The sequence below is a fragment of the Pediococcus acidilactici genome (assembly GCA_024970065.1).
GTDB classification, from domain to species: Bacteria; Bacillota; Bacilli; order Lactobacillales; family Lactobacillaceae; genus Pediococcus; species Pediococcus acidilactici_A.
Genome location: CP103908.1, coordinates 1,729,028 through 1,744,850, shown reverse-complemented (window position 1 = coordinate 1,744,850; position 15,823 = coordinate 1,729,028). Strand labels below are relative to the sequence as shown.

Annotated in this window: 12 protein-coding genes; 11 read left to right on the top strand and 1 reads right to left on the bottom strand. The window is 43.6% G+C overall.

The window, feature by feature from the left end:
• The first annotated feature begins 195 nt into the window (after positions 1-195).
• From NYR25_08325 to NYR25_08285, 9 genes are all read left to right on the top strand, one after another.
• Positions 196-2,901 carry an HAD-IC family P-type ATPase gene (locus NYR25_08325; protein UWF33577.1) on the top strand — a complete coding sequence of 902 codons (2,706 nt, stop codon included), beginning with the start codon at positions 196-198 and terminating at the stop codon, positions 2,899-2,901.
• A 33-nt stretch (positions 2,902-2,934) separates the two neighbouring features.
• Positions 2,935-4,872 carry an ATP-binding cassette domain-containing protein gene (locus tag NYR25_08320; GenBank protein ID UWF33576.1) on the top strand — a complete coding sequence of 646 codons (1,938 nt, stop codon included), beginning with the start codon at positions 2,935-2,937 and terminating at the stop codon, positions 4,870-4,872.
• 248 nt (positions 4,873-5,120) lie between these two features.
• On the top strand, positions 5,121-6,374 hold the full coding sequence (locus NYR25_08315; GenBank protein ID UWF33575.1) for an amidohydrolase family protein: 1,254 nt from the start codon (positions 5,121-5,123) through the stop codon (positions 6,372-6,374).
• A 22-nt stretch (positions 6,375-6,396) separates the two neighbouring features.
• Positions 6,397-7,722 carry a purine/pyrimidine permease gene (locus NYR25_08310; GenBank protein UWF33574.1) on the top strand — a complete coding sequence of 442 codons (1,326 nt, stop codon included), beginning with the start codon at positions 6,397-6,399 and terminating at the stop codon, positions 7,720-7,722.
• Between the two features lie 289 nt (positions 7,723-8,011).
• Positions 8,012-9,643, top strand: coding sequence for an ATP-binding cassette domain-containing protein (locus NYR25_08305; GenBank protein ID UWF33573.1), 1,632 nt, complete (start codon positions 8,012-8,014; stop codon positions 9,641-9,643).
• Positions 9,644-9,795: 152 nt separating this feature from the next.
• Entirely contained in the window at positions 9,796-10,242 is a 447-nt protein-coding gene (locus NYR25_08300) for a MarR family transcriptional regulator (GenBank protein ID UWF33572.1), read from the top strand.
• Positions 10,243-10,377: 135 nt separating this feature from the next.
• A complete protein-coding gene (locus NYR25_08295) occupies positions 10,378-11,289 on the top strand; it encodes a DMT family transporter (protein UWF33571.1) in 912 nt (303 codons plus the stop codon).
• Between the two features lie 223 nt (positions 11,290-11,512).
• Positions 11,513-11,938 (top strand): nucleoside-diphosphate kinase, encoded by a 426-nt coding sequence (gene ndk, locus NYR25_08290; protein ID UWF33570.1) that lies wholly within the window; start codon positions 11,513-11,515, stop codon positions 11,936-11,938.
• A gap of 423 nt (positions 11,939-12,361) precedes the next feature.
• Positions 12,362-12,784: an Hsp20/alpha crystallin family protein gene (locus tag NYR25_08285; protein UWF33569.1), complete on the top strand. Its 423-nt coding sequence runs from the start codon at positions 12,362-12,364 to the stop codon at positions 12,782-12,784.
• A 160-nt stretch (positions 12,785-12,944) separates the two neighbouring features.
• On the opposite strand, the gene NYR25_08280 is transcribed toward NYR25_08285, so the two are convergent.
• Complete coding sequence (locus NYR25_08280) at positions 12,945-13,625, bottom strand: EAL domain-containing protein (protein UWF33568.1); 681 nt, start codon at positions 13,623-13,625, stop codon at positions 12,945-12,947.
• Positions 13,626-13,800: 175 nt separating this feature from the next.
• Here NYR25_08280 and NYR25_08275 point away from each other — a divergent pair, with 175 nt between their 5' ends.
• Positions 13,801-15,147, top strand: coding sequence for an FAD-dependent oxidoreductase (locus NYR25_08275; GenBank protein ID UWF33567.1), 1,347 nt, complete (start codon positions 13,801-13,803; stop codon positions 15,145-15,147).
• Between the two features lie 29 nt (positions 15,148-15,176).
• On the top strand, positions 15,177-15,731 hold the full coding sequence (locus tag NYR25_08270) for a sugar O-acetyltransferase (protein UWF33566.1): 555 nt from the start codon (positions 15,177-15,179) through the stop codon (positions 15,729-15,731).
• The last annotated feature ends 92 nt before the right edge of the window (positions 15,732-15,823 follow it).

Below are 15,823 nucleotides of genomic sequence, written 5' to 3'. Positions count from 1 at the left end.
GTTTTGCCCCCCAGCTCTCTGCGGCTAACCCAATCCCGTCATCAATCGCCAACCCCGCGATTAATGACGAGATTCAGTTAGTCCTCAAGAGCTACCCGGGGTGCAAAACACTCTGAGCCTTTTTCTTTCCTTCCCCCACCCACCTTTGCTATGCTTTAATTACCAAAAACTATCTATAAATCTAAGGAGGCGCTTATGCACACTAAATCCACATCCGATGACTATGGCGCGGGTCACTCTTCCTCGCCTTATTTTTACCGTTTAACTACTGCGGAGGTCGCTCAAATTCTCCGCACTGATCCCGAGGCGGGGCTCACCGCCGCGGAAGCACAACGCCGTTTAGCGGTGGACGGTCCCAATGCCTTGACCGAAAAGAAAACCAGCAATTTAATGCGTTTTTTAAAGCAGTTCAACAACAGCATTATCTATATTTTGATTGTTGCCGCAATTGCCACGTTTATGTTGCGAGAGTATTCAGATTCGATCGTTATCGGAATGGTGGTAATTATTAACGCGCTGATTGGTTATTTCCAAGAAGTGAAGGCTTCTAGTGCGGTTGACAAAATTAAACAACTGCTCCAAGTGGAAGCTACGGTGGTCCGCGATGGGCAACGTCTTGACGTTCCTGCTGAAGATTTGGTAGCGGGTGACCTAGTCTTTTTAGAGGCGGGTGACCACGTTCCGGCGGATTTACGAATTGTCGATGCGGACAATCTTAAAATTCAAGAAGCCGCGTTAACTGGGGAAGCTGACTCAGTGCTAAAAACTGCTACGGCCCTGAAGGAAGAAACTTCCTTAGGTGACCGGACTAATTCAGCGTTTGCGTCGACCGCGGTTACCAACGGTAGTGGGTTGGGAATTGTTACCGCCACTGCTGAACAAACCGAAATCGGTCAAATTAGTTCTAGCGTCAAAACTGTAAAAAGTAAAACAACCCCGTTGATGCGGGAAATTAACGGACTAGGAAAGTACATTTCATACGGAATCGTCATTGTAGCCATGTTAGTGGGGATTTACGGCTACCTGACTAAAATTTATTCTCTACCAGTGCTAGTCATCGCGTTAATCACGATGATCGTGGGATCCCTACCAGAAGGACTGCCCGCAAGTACGTCGGTAGTTTTAGCTATGGGAATTAACAAAATGACCAAGCAAAACGCAATCGTAAAGTCCTTGCCAGCCGTAGAAACGCTTGGTTCGGTAAACGTGATTGCCACCGACAAAACTGGAACGTTAACTAAAAATGAGATGACGGTGGAATCCGTCGTTACTAAGCAACACGAATTTGAAGTTACGGGAACGGGATACCAACCGGAAGGCGCAGTGTGTCTGGATGGCCAGCCGGTACAACTAGCCGAACACCCAGATTTACAAAAATTGATTTTAGCTGGTTATTACGCTAACGACACTGAACTAACGCAAACCGATGGACAGTGGCAAATTAACGGAGAACCTACCGACGGGGCCTTTTTAACCTTGGCAAACAAAGCCTTTCAGCAACAAGTTCCCGAGTGGACCGAAGTGGACATGATTCCGTTTGACTCGGACTACCGTTACATTGCGGAATTAAGTCAGAGTGCAACTGGTGACAAGTTGATTTACGTAAAGGGCTCTCCTGACAAACTTTTTGAAATGGTTAAGGACGACCCCGATTTTAACTTGACGGAGTGGTACGACCGGGTCTCGCAAATTGCACAAAAAGGGCAACGAGTGGTGGCGGTCGCGTATAAGGAAGCTCCAGTAGAGCAAACCACCTTAACCCATGCAGATTTGCAAACTGGAATGCAATTTTTAGGGGTGGCAGGGATAATTGACCCTCCTCGAGAAGAAACGATTGCGGCGTTGCACGACATGCGGGATGCCGGAGTAAAGGTCAAAATGATTACTGGTGACCATCCGGAAACTGCCACGGCAATTGCCCAAAAATTAGGGTTGGACGACCAAATTAGGGCGATTACCGGAGCGGAAATTGACCGTTTGGACGATGAAACCTTGCAAAAGGTTATTCAAAACTACAACGTTTTTGCCCGGACCACGCCGAATAATAAGTTACGCATTGTGGAAGCTTACCAAGCTAACGGATTGGTCACCGCAATGACGGGGGACGGGGTAAACGATGCGCCCGCCTTGAAACGCGCCGACATTGGGATTGCGATGGGGATTAAGGGAACTGATGTGGCAAAGGAATCGGCCGATATGATTCTCACCGACGATAACTTTGCGACCCTTTCCAAAGCAATTCGCGAAGGTCGCCGGGTTTACGACAACATTAAGAAGACGATCCGCTTCCTGTTACCAACTAGTTTTGCGGAAGGGTTAATCGTGCTCCTATCGATTATTAGCCAACAAGAGCTGCCGTTGGTGCCCACCCAGTTGCTTTGGATTAACATGGTGTCGGCGATTACTATTCAATTCGCCTTCCTGTTTGAACCCGCGGAGGAGGGCATTATGCAACGACGTCCGCGTCCTGCTGGGCGAGCATTCCTAAACCGGGCGGACGTAATTCAAATTATTTACGTTTCAATTTTAATTGCCGGACTAGGAATGGTTGGATTCGATTGGTTGCGTGACCAAGGCATTAGTGAATTGGTGGCCAGCACGGTAACCGTCAACATCATCGTCTTTGGTAAAATTTTCTACCTCTTCAACATTCGGACTCCAAAGCCAGCACTATCTGCAGATGTTTTCCGCAATTGGCACATTTTCTGGATAATCGGAATTCTATTAGTGTTACAATTGGGGTTAACTTATTTACCGTTTATGCAAGCAATTTTCAGCACTGCAGCCATGAACGGCATGCAATGGTTGATCCCAGTGGTGGCTGGGATCGTGGTTCTCGTGGTGACCGAAATTGATAAATATTTCCACCCGGGACACTTTAAGCAAGTCCATGCAGATTAAATTTGCAGAATACAAATTGTAAGAGGAGAAAATATGAGTTTACTTGAAGTCCAAAACGTGCATAAATCTTATTATTTAGGCGACGAAGAATTCAAGGTCCTCAAGGGGATTAACTTGAGATTTGATCGCGGAGAATTTGTCTCGATTTTAGGTGAATCGGGTGGTGGAAAATCAACCTTGATGAACATTATCGGGGGCTTGGACCACCAGTACGATGGTGACGTAGTCTACAATGGCCAATCGCTGCACTCCGCAAAGCCCAAGGTGTTGGATGCCTATCGGCGGGAAAACATTGGCTTTATTTTTCAAAGTTTCAACTTGATTAGTCACCTAAACATTTTGGATAACGTACTCGTTTCCTTGGAAATGACCTCGTTATCCCATGCTCAACGGGTGGCGCGGGCTAAAGAATTGTTGACCCGGGTGGGTTTGAAAGACCACATGCGTAAGCACCCCAACCAATTATCAGGGGGCCAAAAGCAACGGGTCGCGATTGCCCGCGCCTTGGCAGGGGACCCGGACATTATCATTGCGGACGAGCCCACCGGAGCTTTAGATAGCCAGAATACAAAGGAAGTTCTCGAAATTTTGGCATCGATTGCTAAGGATGGCAAGTTAGTAATTGCGGTTACCCATTCTCAAGAAGTGGCTGATTTTGGGACCCGAGTAGTCCATTTGGACGACGGGGTAATCCACGGCGAAGCCAACTTACGGGAGCCTTATCCGGTCCCAGCGGCAAAAAAGGATTTTCAACCCAAGCATTTGACTTTTGGGGCCGCATTACAAATGGCGCTCAAACACATGGGGTACAATTTAAAACGCAACCTGTTAATTATTTTTGGCGCTTCAATCGGGATTTTTTCGGTAATTTTAATGCTAGGACTTGGTCACGGAGTAACCGGGTACATGAACGACCAGATTTCGTCGCAAATTAACCCAACCGCGGTACAGGTTAGCAAAAATGCCACTCCCGAACAAATGCAAGATGGCCAAGGAATCACGATGGCGGATGCGGATTACCACCGCTTCCAGAAGATGAACCACGTCAAGTCGGTTGAACGTGGCTATTACCTGCAATCGGCTAAGGTGGTAAAAGAAAAGAAGTCGACGACCTTACAAGTTTTACAGACTTGGAATAAGACTGAACGAGTCAACGACATTAAGTACGGACACTTACCACACGCAAATGAAATCTTGTTAGATAAGGCCTCGGCAAAGAAGCTGGACAAACATTATAAAAACGTAGTCGGCAAAAAAGTGACCATTTTTGTAACCACCGTTGATGACCAAAAACGGCCGGTGCAATTGCAAAAAGAGGTTACGGTTTCCGGAGTGATCACGTCTGGTACCAGTGCCATCAACTACAACACCTTAAAAGGGATGTTCACAGATCAAAAACTTTCCTTTGACCCTAACTTCCTCACGGTTAACGTTGATCAAGTTACGAACGTTAAGGACGTCCAAAACAAGATTAAGGGTTATAAGCACCAGGTGAAGGGCAAGCAACGGGCAACTTATGCGATCACCGGTGTAGGAGCGATTTTAGATTCTCTCAACACTTACATCATGTTGGCCTTCTACGTGCTAGCAGGAATTGCGGGAATTTCACTATTGGTTTCGGCAATCATGATCATCGTCGTACTGTACATTAGCGTGGCTGAACGGACTAAGGAAATTGGAATTTTACGAGCAATCGGTGCGCGTCGCAAGGACATTCGCAACCTGTTTGTGTCCGAAGCCTTTTTCCTTGGATTATTCTCCAGTGTGCTTGGTTCGGTATTGGCCTTGCTAGCGCAATGGGGCGCCAACCAGCTGTCACAAAAACACATTGACTTTGCGATCATTGGAATCACTCCCGGATACATTACTTTCGGGGTCGTAATCAGCATAGTGATTAGCCTATTGGCGGCCTTTACGCCGTCTCGGAAGGCTTCTAAGCTGGATCCGGTGGAAGCTTTGGCAACGGAATAAAATTAGAAATCTAAGTAAGTGGCTCTGACTTAAGGCTAGGAAATTTGTTTCCTGGCCTTTTTTGGTGCGCTTTTGAAAATAATGTTCGTTAAAATCGGTCATAAAAACCGTTTTTAATTAAATATATTTCGTGATAATATAAAAAGAATGAAAGGGAGTGGGGATAATTAACTATAAAAAAAATTATTAAGGGTTCCTTTTTTTCGGCTGAATCAACCCAAAAAGTTAATTTTGTTAAGGACGCGTTAGTGGTGATTGATGAAAAGGGAATGATTGATGATATCGTCTTGCCCAAAGAGGTCAAATATCGCGATCTTTTAGTAAAAGCTCGGACCGCTAAAAAGTTAATCGAATTAGCCGACGATGAATACCTCTTGCCAGGCTTTATTGATTTACATATTCACGCTCCTCAATGGCCGCAAGCAGGGATGGCGTTAGATAAACCATTGAACGAATGGCTAGACGAATATACTTTTCCGTTGGAAGCCAAGTACCAAGATACAGATTTTGCTAGAAAAAGTTATCGCCACTTAGTGCGTAATTTAGTTAATAACGGCACCACTACCGCGCTGTATTTCGGCACAATTCATGAAGCAGCAAATTTAGTTTTAGCGGAGGAATGCAATCAGCTCGGGCAACGGGCGTTTATTGGTCAGGTAGTAATGGATAACCCTGAGCAAACCCCAGCCTACTACCGCAATGCTTCTACCAAAACAGCAATAAATAGTACGGTCAATTTTATTGAAAAAATCCAAGAAAAGTTTTCAAAAGCACCAATTTTTCCGGTGGTCACTCCGCGATTTATTCCGAGTTGTTTGGATGAAACGTTACTGGAGTTAGGCAAGTTAGCACGGGAACGCAATTTGCTGATTCAATCCCACTGTAGTGAAAGCGATTGGGAACACGGCTATGTAATGGAACGGTTTGGTAAATCAGATGCAAAAGTTCTTCAGGAAATGGATCTGCTTACCGACCGCTCGATTATGGCGCACGGGACGTTGTTAGGAGAAGCTGACTTAGCAATTTTCCAACAGACTCACGCCACCATTGCCCATTGTCCGATTTCTAACGCCTACTTTGGAAATGCGGTACTCCCGGTCAGAAAAATTTTGGAGAAAATAACGGTTGGGTTAGGTTCGGACATTTCAGGCGGTTTTTCTGCTAGCATTTACCGAAACATTCAGCAGGCAATTATTTCCGCCAGAATGCTTGAAGACGGGGTAGATAACCGGGTGACTGCTGAGCAGCGGGACGTAGCTAATTCGCGGATTTCTGCAGCGCAAGCATTTTATATGGCAACGGTCAACGGGGCCCGCGCGCTCCACATCCCGGCCGGTCAGATCAAGCGGGGATGTTACGCTGATTTGCAAATTGTAAGGGACGGCTTGGCGGAGATTTCTTCAACCGCTCCGACAGATATTTTTTCAAGGTTAATGTATCAAACCAACCCAGACGATATTTCAAAAGTATTGATTGCTGGAAATTTAGTTAGTCAAAAGTAAGCATAGGAGAAGTATTTCAATAATGGAAGAAAAACATAGTAACTTATTTATCGGGCCCGACGATAAAATTGGCAGTGGTGAGGCAAGTTTATTAGGATTACAGCACGTTTTGGCAATGGACGTCTACGTTCCGCCGGTCATTTTAGCAATGATGTTGTCGATGTCCTTTAGCGAAAAAATGGGACTTTTACAGGTGGCTTTCTTAGCAGCCGGAATTGGGACCATCATTCAAACTGCTATTTTTATGAAAATGCCAATTTCCCAGGGGCCTTCTTTTGTTCCGCTGACGGCAGCGTCGGGGATTGTTCTCGCTAGCGGTGGGCTCCAAAAAGGTATGGCTACCTTGCTGGGAGCGCTCATCGTGGGAGCAATTTTGCTTGTATTATTGGGAATATCCGGTGTTTTTTACAAGATTATTCAAACTTTGGTGCCGGCGCTTGTGGGTGGCACCATCATAACTTGCGTGGGACTGTCGCTGATTCCTACTGCGTTAGACAGTAATATTTTTCAAGCTAGCGGCAACATCAACCAAAACATAATTTTGGCTGGAATTACGGCAGTCACGCTCTTGATTTCGATTTCAATTAGCATTCACTTTCCTAGTTTACAAAGGGTTTTTAGAACTGGAGCAATCATCATTGCGTTATTAGCCGGTACGGTTGCGGCAACCATGATGGGACGCTTCGACTGGAGCACCGTTAAACAAGCGGCGTGGTTTAGCTTACCGCAAGGCACCGTCTTGCATTACGGAGTCACCTTTTCGCCAACCGCAATTTTAACTTTTATCATTATTTACGCGATTCTAACGACCGAAACAACGGGAACTTGGTTTGCAATGGGGGCGGTCACTAACCATCAAATTACCAACAAACAGTGGAATCGCGGCTTGGTTGGGGAAGGAATTAGTTGTCTAATTGCTGCTCTATTAGGATCTACGCCCGTAACGGGTTATTCCACAAATGCCGGAATTATTTCAATTACCGGTGTGGCCAGTAAACGGGTGTTCATTTCAGCTGGAATCTGGTTCATCGTGCTCGGCTTCTTTACTAAGATTTCGGCGTTTCTGTCCGCCATTCCAGCCCCAGTGATTGGCGGCGTGTTTGCGATTATCTGCGTAACCATTATGCTAAACGGCTTGCGAGTTATCCGTAACCTCCAAGAAAAAGATGGCGACATATACGTAATTGGGATTCCGATTGTTTTGACCTTCGCGCTAGTATTAATTCCCACAATGGTGGTGAAGGAAGCCCCTCAGATGGTACAATATTTACTAGGCTCGCCAATTGCGGTTGCGGCCATGGTGGCAATCATTTTGAATTTGGTGATGTCCACCGGAAAAAATAAGTAAGCCTGCTTAACCAAGCCGATGCGACAGCTTCAGTAAAAGAAAGTTGCTCGGATATAGTAGGTATGTTAGATTAAAAAGATTGAAGGATATTGAGGCTGGGAAACCATTTTGGACTGTTGAATTTAGCAGTGCCAGAACGTGTGCCAAAAGTCAGTTTGTTCTGCTTAACCAAATCCCCCATCGACCGCCTAGATTGCGATTAATGGGGGATTCAGTTAATGCTCGTAAATACCGACTTTTGTCCCACTCTCTTTTATTTTTGCCTTTTGTTAGTATATGGAGGAAATCAATGATAACTGTAACGGATATGAGCATGCAATTTTCAGACCGAAAATTGTATAGCGACGTTAATTTAAAATTTACCCCGGGCAATTGTTACGGGATTATTGGCGCAAATGGGGCCGGCAAGTCGACCTTTTTGAAAATACTTGAAGGAAAATTACAACCAACGTCGGGAAACGTCAGCATTTCGCCTAACGAACGGATGTCGAGTTTGAATCAGGATCACTATGCGTTTGAAGAATTTACGGTAATGGATACCGTTATTCAAGGTCACCAAAAGTTGTATCAAGTGATGCAAGAAAAGGACGCGCTCTACGCTAAGCCTGATTTCTCGGATGAAGACGGGATGAAGGCTGCGGAACTAGAAGCAGAATTTGCGGAAATGGACGGTTGGAATGCCGAAGCCGAAGCTTCCCAATTGTTGCAACAACTAGGGATTAGCGAAGATTTGCACTACAGTAAGATGAGCGAATTAACTGAAGGACAACGGATTAAGGTTTTACTTGGTCAAGCGCTCTTTGGTAAGCCGGATATCTTGATTTTAGATGAGCCCACGAACGGGTTGGATCCGCAATCAATTAGTTGGCTAGAAGACTTTTTAGCGGACTTCCCCAACATCGTAATCGTAGTATCTCATGACCGGCATTTCTTGAATTCGGTCTGCACGATGATGTGTGACGTAGATTATGGCAAGATTGAATTATTTGTCGGAAACTACGACTTCTGGATGGAATCTAGCGCACTTGCAAAACGGTTAGCAGAAAACGCCAACGCTAAAAAAGAAGAACAAATCAAGCAATTACAAGAATTTGTGGCCCGGTTTAGCGCGAACGCCTCCAAGTCAAAACAGGCGACCGCCCGGAAGAAGCAGTTGGAAAAAATTACGTTGGATGATATTAAGCCGTCTTCACGTAAATATCCATATATTCGCTTTAAACCAGCTCGCGAATTAGGTAATGACTTGGTTCGGGTCGATAAAGTTAGCAAATCAATTGACGGAGTAAAGATTTTGGATAACATTACCTTTACAATTCGTCCCGGAGAAAAGGCCGCGATTTTAAGTCGTAATGACTTAGCAACCACGGTGATGATGCAAATCCTAGCAGGTGAATTAGAACCGGATGAAGGTTCAGTTACTTGGGGACAAACTACCGAACGTAGTTACATCCCCCGGGATATTAACCCATACTTTACGGATGAAAACTTAGATATCCTAGAATGGTTACGCCAATATGCTGACAAAGAAGAAAGTGACAACACCTTCTTACGCGGTTTTCTAGGTAAAATGCTCTTCTCTGGAGAAGACGTGCTGAAGAACGTAACGAAACTTTCCGGGGGCGAAAAGGTACGTTGCATGATTTCAAAAATGATGTTAAGCAAGGCTAACGTTTTGCTTTTAGATGATCCAACTAATCACCTTGACTTAGAGTCAATTACGGCCTTAAACGAAGGGTTAACCGAGTTTAAGAGTTCCATTATTATGACTTCTCACGATCATGAATTTATTCAAACGACTGCTGACCACATTATTGAAGTCTCGGATCGGGGCGTGGTCGACCGTGCTGATACCACGTATGACGAATTTTTACAGCATGAGGTCGTCCAACAACAAGTTGCACAACTATACCGTGCTAAATAAGGTTGCAGTTGCAACTTTTTCACCGTAATATATTGTAAAGTAGAGGGTTAATGTGTTACCATTTTAAGCGTTGCCTTGACTATAATTATTAGTGTGTTAAAATTTAATAGTGTTTAAGGTTTTGGAGAGTTAGAAAGAAAAGAGGAGAAACAATGGAACAAGCAGATATTTCATTTATTGCACAAGCATATAATAAGAGTATCAAGTTGATTGGAACGTTACTAGAAAGCAAAATTTCTGATCCACAAGTATCTTTCGATATGTTTATGATTATGCACATAATCGAACAATCTGGTAGTGAACCAATTACTTTGAGTGAAATTGCGGAGACACAAGAAGTAACGAAGAGTGCAATCTCACGTAAAGTAGGTACTTTGCTTGACCTGGGATTAATTGAACAGAAGAGTGATCGGGTGGATCGGCGTAAGAAGTACCTAACGTTGACTAACCGGGGCCGTGAATTATACTGGAAAAATGATAAAATTTTCAAGGAAATGTTAGATGACGTGGCTAAACGTTACGGTAAGGACGACTTCTTGAAGACACTCGAACATATCAACAAGATTGTTGAAGTTATTAAAGACACAATGGATGATTAATTAAAAATTACCGTAAAAAGCAGGGCAGAGGTCCTGTCTTTTTATTTATCAAGCCTTAATTCTTTACGGAAGGAAGGTTTTTTAGATATAATCTTGATTAATATTGCAAATTAATAAGTTGGTGAGGTTACTGAAATGGAAAATAATTTGACAAACAAACAGGTGGGAAAAGGAATTTTTTGGGCCCTGATTGCTTCCTGTATGTGGGGGATTTCAGGTACGGTATTGCAGGTAATCTCGCAGGGAGAAAGCATTCCAGCTTCATGGTTCTTGTCAGCACGAACTAGTGGGGCAGGGGTACTCCTAATCATTATCAGCTTTATCAAGTACCGAATGCACATTTTTGATGTTTTTAAATCACTACGGACCGTTTTATGGTTATTCGCGTATGCAATTTTTGGTTTAATGGCCAATTTATTAACTTTTTATATGAGTGTGCAAGAAGGAAATGCTTCGGCGGCCACTATTTTACAGTACTTAAGCCCATTGTTCATTGTTTTGGGTAGTCTAGTTTTTAAGCACGAACGTCCGCTGCGTAGCGACTTAATCGCGTTTGTGATCGCGATGCTGGGGGTATTCTTGGCAATTACCCACGGCAATATTCATAGTTTAGCAATTTCAAATAGTGCGTTGATTTGGGGGATCCTTTCTGGAGTGACGGCTGCATTTTACGTAGTTTTACCGAAGCCGATTACCAAAGACCATTCTCCAATGATCGTCTTGGGATGGGCGTTGATCATCGGTGGAATTTTGTTTAACATCCACCAACCGGTCTGGGTCAATACGCCAGAAGTTACCACTCGATTGGTATTATCAATGGCTACCGTGATCCTTGTAGGGACCATTTTGCCATTCTGGGCATTGTTACATAGCTTGAACTTTGCTCCGTCGGCAGTGGTTAGCATTTTAGATGCCGTACAACCAGTGGTGACCTTCGTACTCAGTCTGTTGTTCTTAAATCTGAAGTTCAACGTGACCGAATTGATTGGTTCGATTTTAGTAATTGTTGCCATTACAATTATTCAGAAGTTTCGGTCGGAGCCGTGAAAATGCTAATAATCAACTAATAATCGTAAAGGTTGGGAAACTTATCCCAACCTTTTTTAGTTCAAACGACTTTAAAGCGAGGTTCAATTTAAGTTCATCCTTAAGTGGTTAGTTAATAATTTTAAATAAAACTATAAAAATCAACTTTTACGAGCGGAAAGTTTATAACGAGTACGTTTACTAGTATATAATTAGGGTATGAAATTCCAAGGGGGATGCGCATATGAGTGAAGAGAGAACGTTAATTTTGGTTAAACCAGACGGGGTGCAGTGTGGGCACGTGGGGCACGTGCTTTCGCGTATTGAAAACCGCCGTTACGAAATTAAAGCCTTAAAAATGATTAACGCTACGAAGGAACAGTTGCGGCAACATTATTCGCAACTGGTGGATAAGCCATATTATCCAGGGATTGAAGAATTTATGACGAGTGGCCCATTGGTAGCCATTATTGCGGAAGGCGACGAAATTATCGAAACTTTCCGTAAGATGGCGGGTCCAACCAACCCCAGCGAAGCAATGCCAGGAACGATCAGGGGCGACTTTGCAAGGGCATGGGGACCAGGTCCAATCAAGAATGTGGTCCACAGCTCGGACAGTAAGGAAAGCGCAGAAAAAGAAATTAAGATTTGGTTTCCGGAAAGAAATTAGAGCGTGACAGACGCCGGGTAATTTTTGAGGATTAGCAAAATTGTGCCATTAATCGCGGGTTAGGCGATTGATGGCACAATTTAGTTAACCGGAGAAAATTGGTGGCTTTCACGCGTTTTAACTATAAAGCAGTAGAATGCTATGGGACTAATTGCGGGTTAAGCAATTGGTCCCATAATTTAGTTAGCCGGAGAGGGCTGGATTTCAAAACACGTTTCGACTAACGGTGGAACCAAAGACTAGGATTTGAAGTGCATTTTAATTGCAATATCGGAATAATTTTTGCAAAATAAATTTGGTCAAAGAAAGTCAAATAAAAAGTTTGACTTTCTTTGACCAATGCACTACAATAAGAAAGTGAAGAGATGAGGTAAACAAAAACCGCATCGATCATTTTGGTTATTTGGAAAGGGGTTTTGTTTTATGGCTAATGAAATGATGAATCGTAGGAATGATATGTGGGATCCATTCTTTGACCGTTTAGCACGTGGATTTTTCAACGACGGCTGGAACGCAACTCCAACTAGCTTAAAGACTGATGTTAGTGAATCGGACAAGGATTACAATGTTAAAATTGATGTTCCGGGCATTGACAAGAAGGATATTAAGTTAAACTACCAAGATGGTGTTTTGAACGTTGAAGTTAAGAAAGATAGTTTCGCTGATCATGAAGATAAGGATCACAACGTTACCATGACCGAACGGAACTACGGAATCATGCACAGAAGTTACTCATTGCCTGGGGTTAAGGCAAGTGACATCAAAGCTAAGGTTGATAACGGTGTTTTGAGTATCACGTTGCCAAAGACCACGGACGAATCTAGTTCAGGTATCGAAATTGAATAGTTAATTGATAAATGATTAAGGACGTGGAAAATCTCCCATCCTTTTGATAAGGTTTGAAAAAGACGCTCACAGATGAAAATCTGTGGGCGTCTTTTTTTATTAAGTATTTTTCATGTGTTAGACTGGCAAGAATACTATACAACATATTCACGAGGCAAATTTAATCTGGGTCACTATCGTAAATTTTCATCAAGGTTGGTTTACCGTAGTAATAGCCTTGGCGTAAGTCGATTTTCATTTGGTCAGCCCAAGCATCGTCCTTGGCATCTTCAATACCTTCAAGAATAAAGCGCATCTTGTGTTCAGCAGCAATTTTTTGCCAAAACGCAACGTGATGTTCGGCGTTGGTTTCACTCAAGTGCTCTTTATAATTTTGTAAAGCGTATTTGAGCTCACTAGTGTACGGCAAGAGGGACTTTATCTCGGGCCAAGTGTTAATCCCGCTACCCACGTCATCTAAGCAAAATTGGATTCCTAGGTCGTTTAAATTTTGGACTATGGGAATCAAATCTTCGTTAGTTACCACGGGATTTACCGCGTCTTCGATTAATTCGATAACTAGCTTAACGGGGCGAAGAACGGCTTGTGCCATAACAAGGGCGTGGATAAGGCGCTTATCTTGAATTTGGTGCCGGTCAACGTTAACGGACACTGAACCTACCTTTAAGGAAAGTTCCTTTGCCGTAGCAATTAGGGTATCGGCCATGGTCTTAGCGGGAATTGCGGAAAAAGATTTAGGCATCCGCCAAGCATCGTCCCGGTACTGTTTAATTAACAGTTCGTAGCCTAGCACGGATTGGGCGACGGTGTTTAATTGTGGTTGGATGAAGAATCTAAACATTAACGATAATACTCCCTTGAATTTTAATTGTGATGCAAAAAATTAATGCCATACAACTTTTTTGATGTATCGTAAATTAACTATTATAATTGTTTTGTTATGAAATGATAACTTTTGGGAATAGATTTTTAGAAATATTAAAACTGACTATAGTATAGACCAATTAGGAGGAAAAATGAAAGTAGCAATTATTGGATGTACCCATGCCGGAACTGCTGCAGTTCGTGAAATTATTAGACAAGACCCCAATACCGAGGTAAATATTTACGAAAGAAACGACAATATTTCGTTTCTTTCCTGTGGAATCGCCCTGTACCTAAACGGGCGGGTTAAACAGCTTGAAGACATGTTTTACGACAGCGCTGAAGACATCCGTACTGAAAATATTCACGTAAATTTGCGTCACGACGTGATCCGGATTAACCGGCAGAAAAAAGAGTTAATGGTCCAAAATATGGATGATTTTACCGTAAAACGAGAAAAATACGACAAAATCATTATGTGTACCGGCTCGATGGTGTCCCTACCACCAATCAAAGGGGTTAATCACGCGCGGGTGATGTTATGTAAAAACTATGAACAGGCCCAACTTTTACATGAAAAAGTTAAAGACGCGCGGCGAGTTGCCTTAGTAGGTGGTGGTTACGTCAACGTCGAATTGGCTGAAAGCTTGGTGGATACTAACCACGAGGTCACCCTTTTCCAAAATCACGAAGATATTTTAAACAATTACGTGGACACCCCGTTGAGTGATAAAGTTATTAAACTATTGAATGACCACCACGTGAAGGTGGAGACCAGCAGCAAGGTAGTTTCATTTACCGATAAAGTCAGCGAATTATTGGTTACGACCGCGGATGGTCGTGAGTTTGCTACCGACGTGGCGGTAGTGTCGACCGGGTTCGTTCCAGTTACCGACCTATTGCGTGGGGAAGTGAAAATGGACCGCCGCGGGGCAATCATTACTAATGAATATGGTCAAAGCTCGGACCCGGATATTTACGTGGCGGGTGATTTACGGACCATTCACTATAATCCCACCAACGCTCCCGAATACATCCCCTTAGCCACGAACGCCGTCCGCCAGGGAACTTTAGCTGGAATTAATATCTTTGGCAACCAGTGGCCGGAGATGGGCGCTCAAGGGACCTCGGCAATTGCGCTCTTTGGGCACACTTTAGCGATGACAGGTTTAACCTACCAACGGGCGCTAAATGCGGGAATTGACGCTGATTACGTGGTGTTTGAAGATAACTATCGTCCAGAATTTATGCCGTCAACCACTAAAATAACGAGTATAATGGTTTACGAAAAAAAGAGTTTGCGTATTTTAGGGGCCCAATTCTATAGCAAACACGATGTTTCACAGTCGGCCAACCTAATTTCTTTAGCAATTCAAAACCAGAATACGCTTAAGGACTTGGCATTTGTGGATATGCTGTTCCAACCATATTACGACCGACCGTTTAACTTTATTAACTTGGCTGCGCAAGCTGGGTTACGTAAAATTGGACTGCTTTAAACAAATTGAGTGAGGAAGCGGAATGTTAGATGAGTAAAACTGAACGAGCAAAAATGACGGCGGGGGAACCCTATCAGCAATTTGATCCGGAATTAATTGAACGACGGAAATTCATACGTCAACAAATTCAGCAACTAAATCAAGAGGTTGATAATGAGCGGCGTAATCAAGGATTTAAAAAACTACTCGGTGACGTGGGCGACGATTTCTTTGTCGAAAGTGACTTCAAATTTGATTACGGGTGGAACATTCACATAGGTAATCATTTCTATGGCAACTATGACATGACGTTCTTAGACACGTGCCCCATTACAATTGGCGAGCACTGTTACTTCGGGCCTAACGTTGGCCTTTACACGCCCATTCACCCGTTGGATCCCGTCCAACGGAATGCCGACGTTGAAATGGGTGCGCCCATTACGATTGGCGATAGCTGCTGGTTTGGTGGTCGAGTCACCGTCCTGCCAGGAGTAACGTTGGGTAATAACGTCGTCGTTGGGGCTGGTTCAGTAGTTACCAAAAGCTTTGGTGACAACGTAGTAATTGCCGGAAATCCGGCTCGAATCATCAAGACAATCGACTAGATTTGGACTTTTTGTAATTTAGTAGTAACATAATAAACGACAGGTATGACGAACTTCGGGTAAAACCGATCGAGCAACGCTATGCAGGTGTA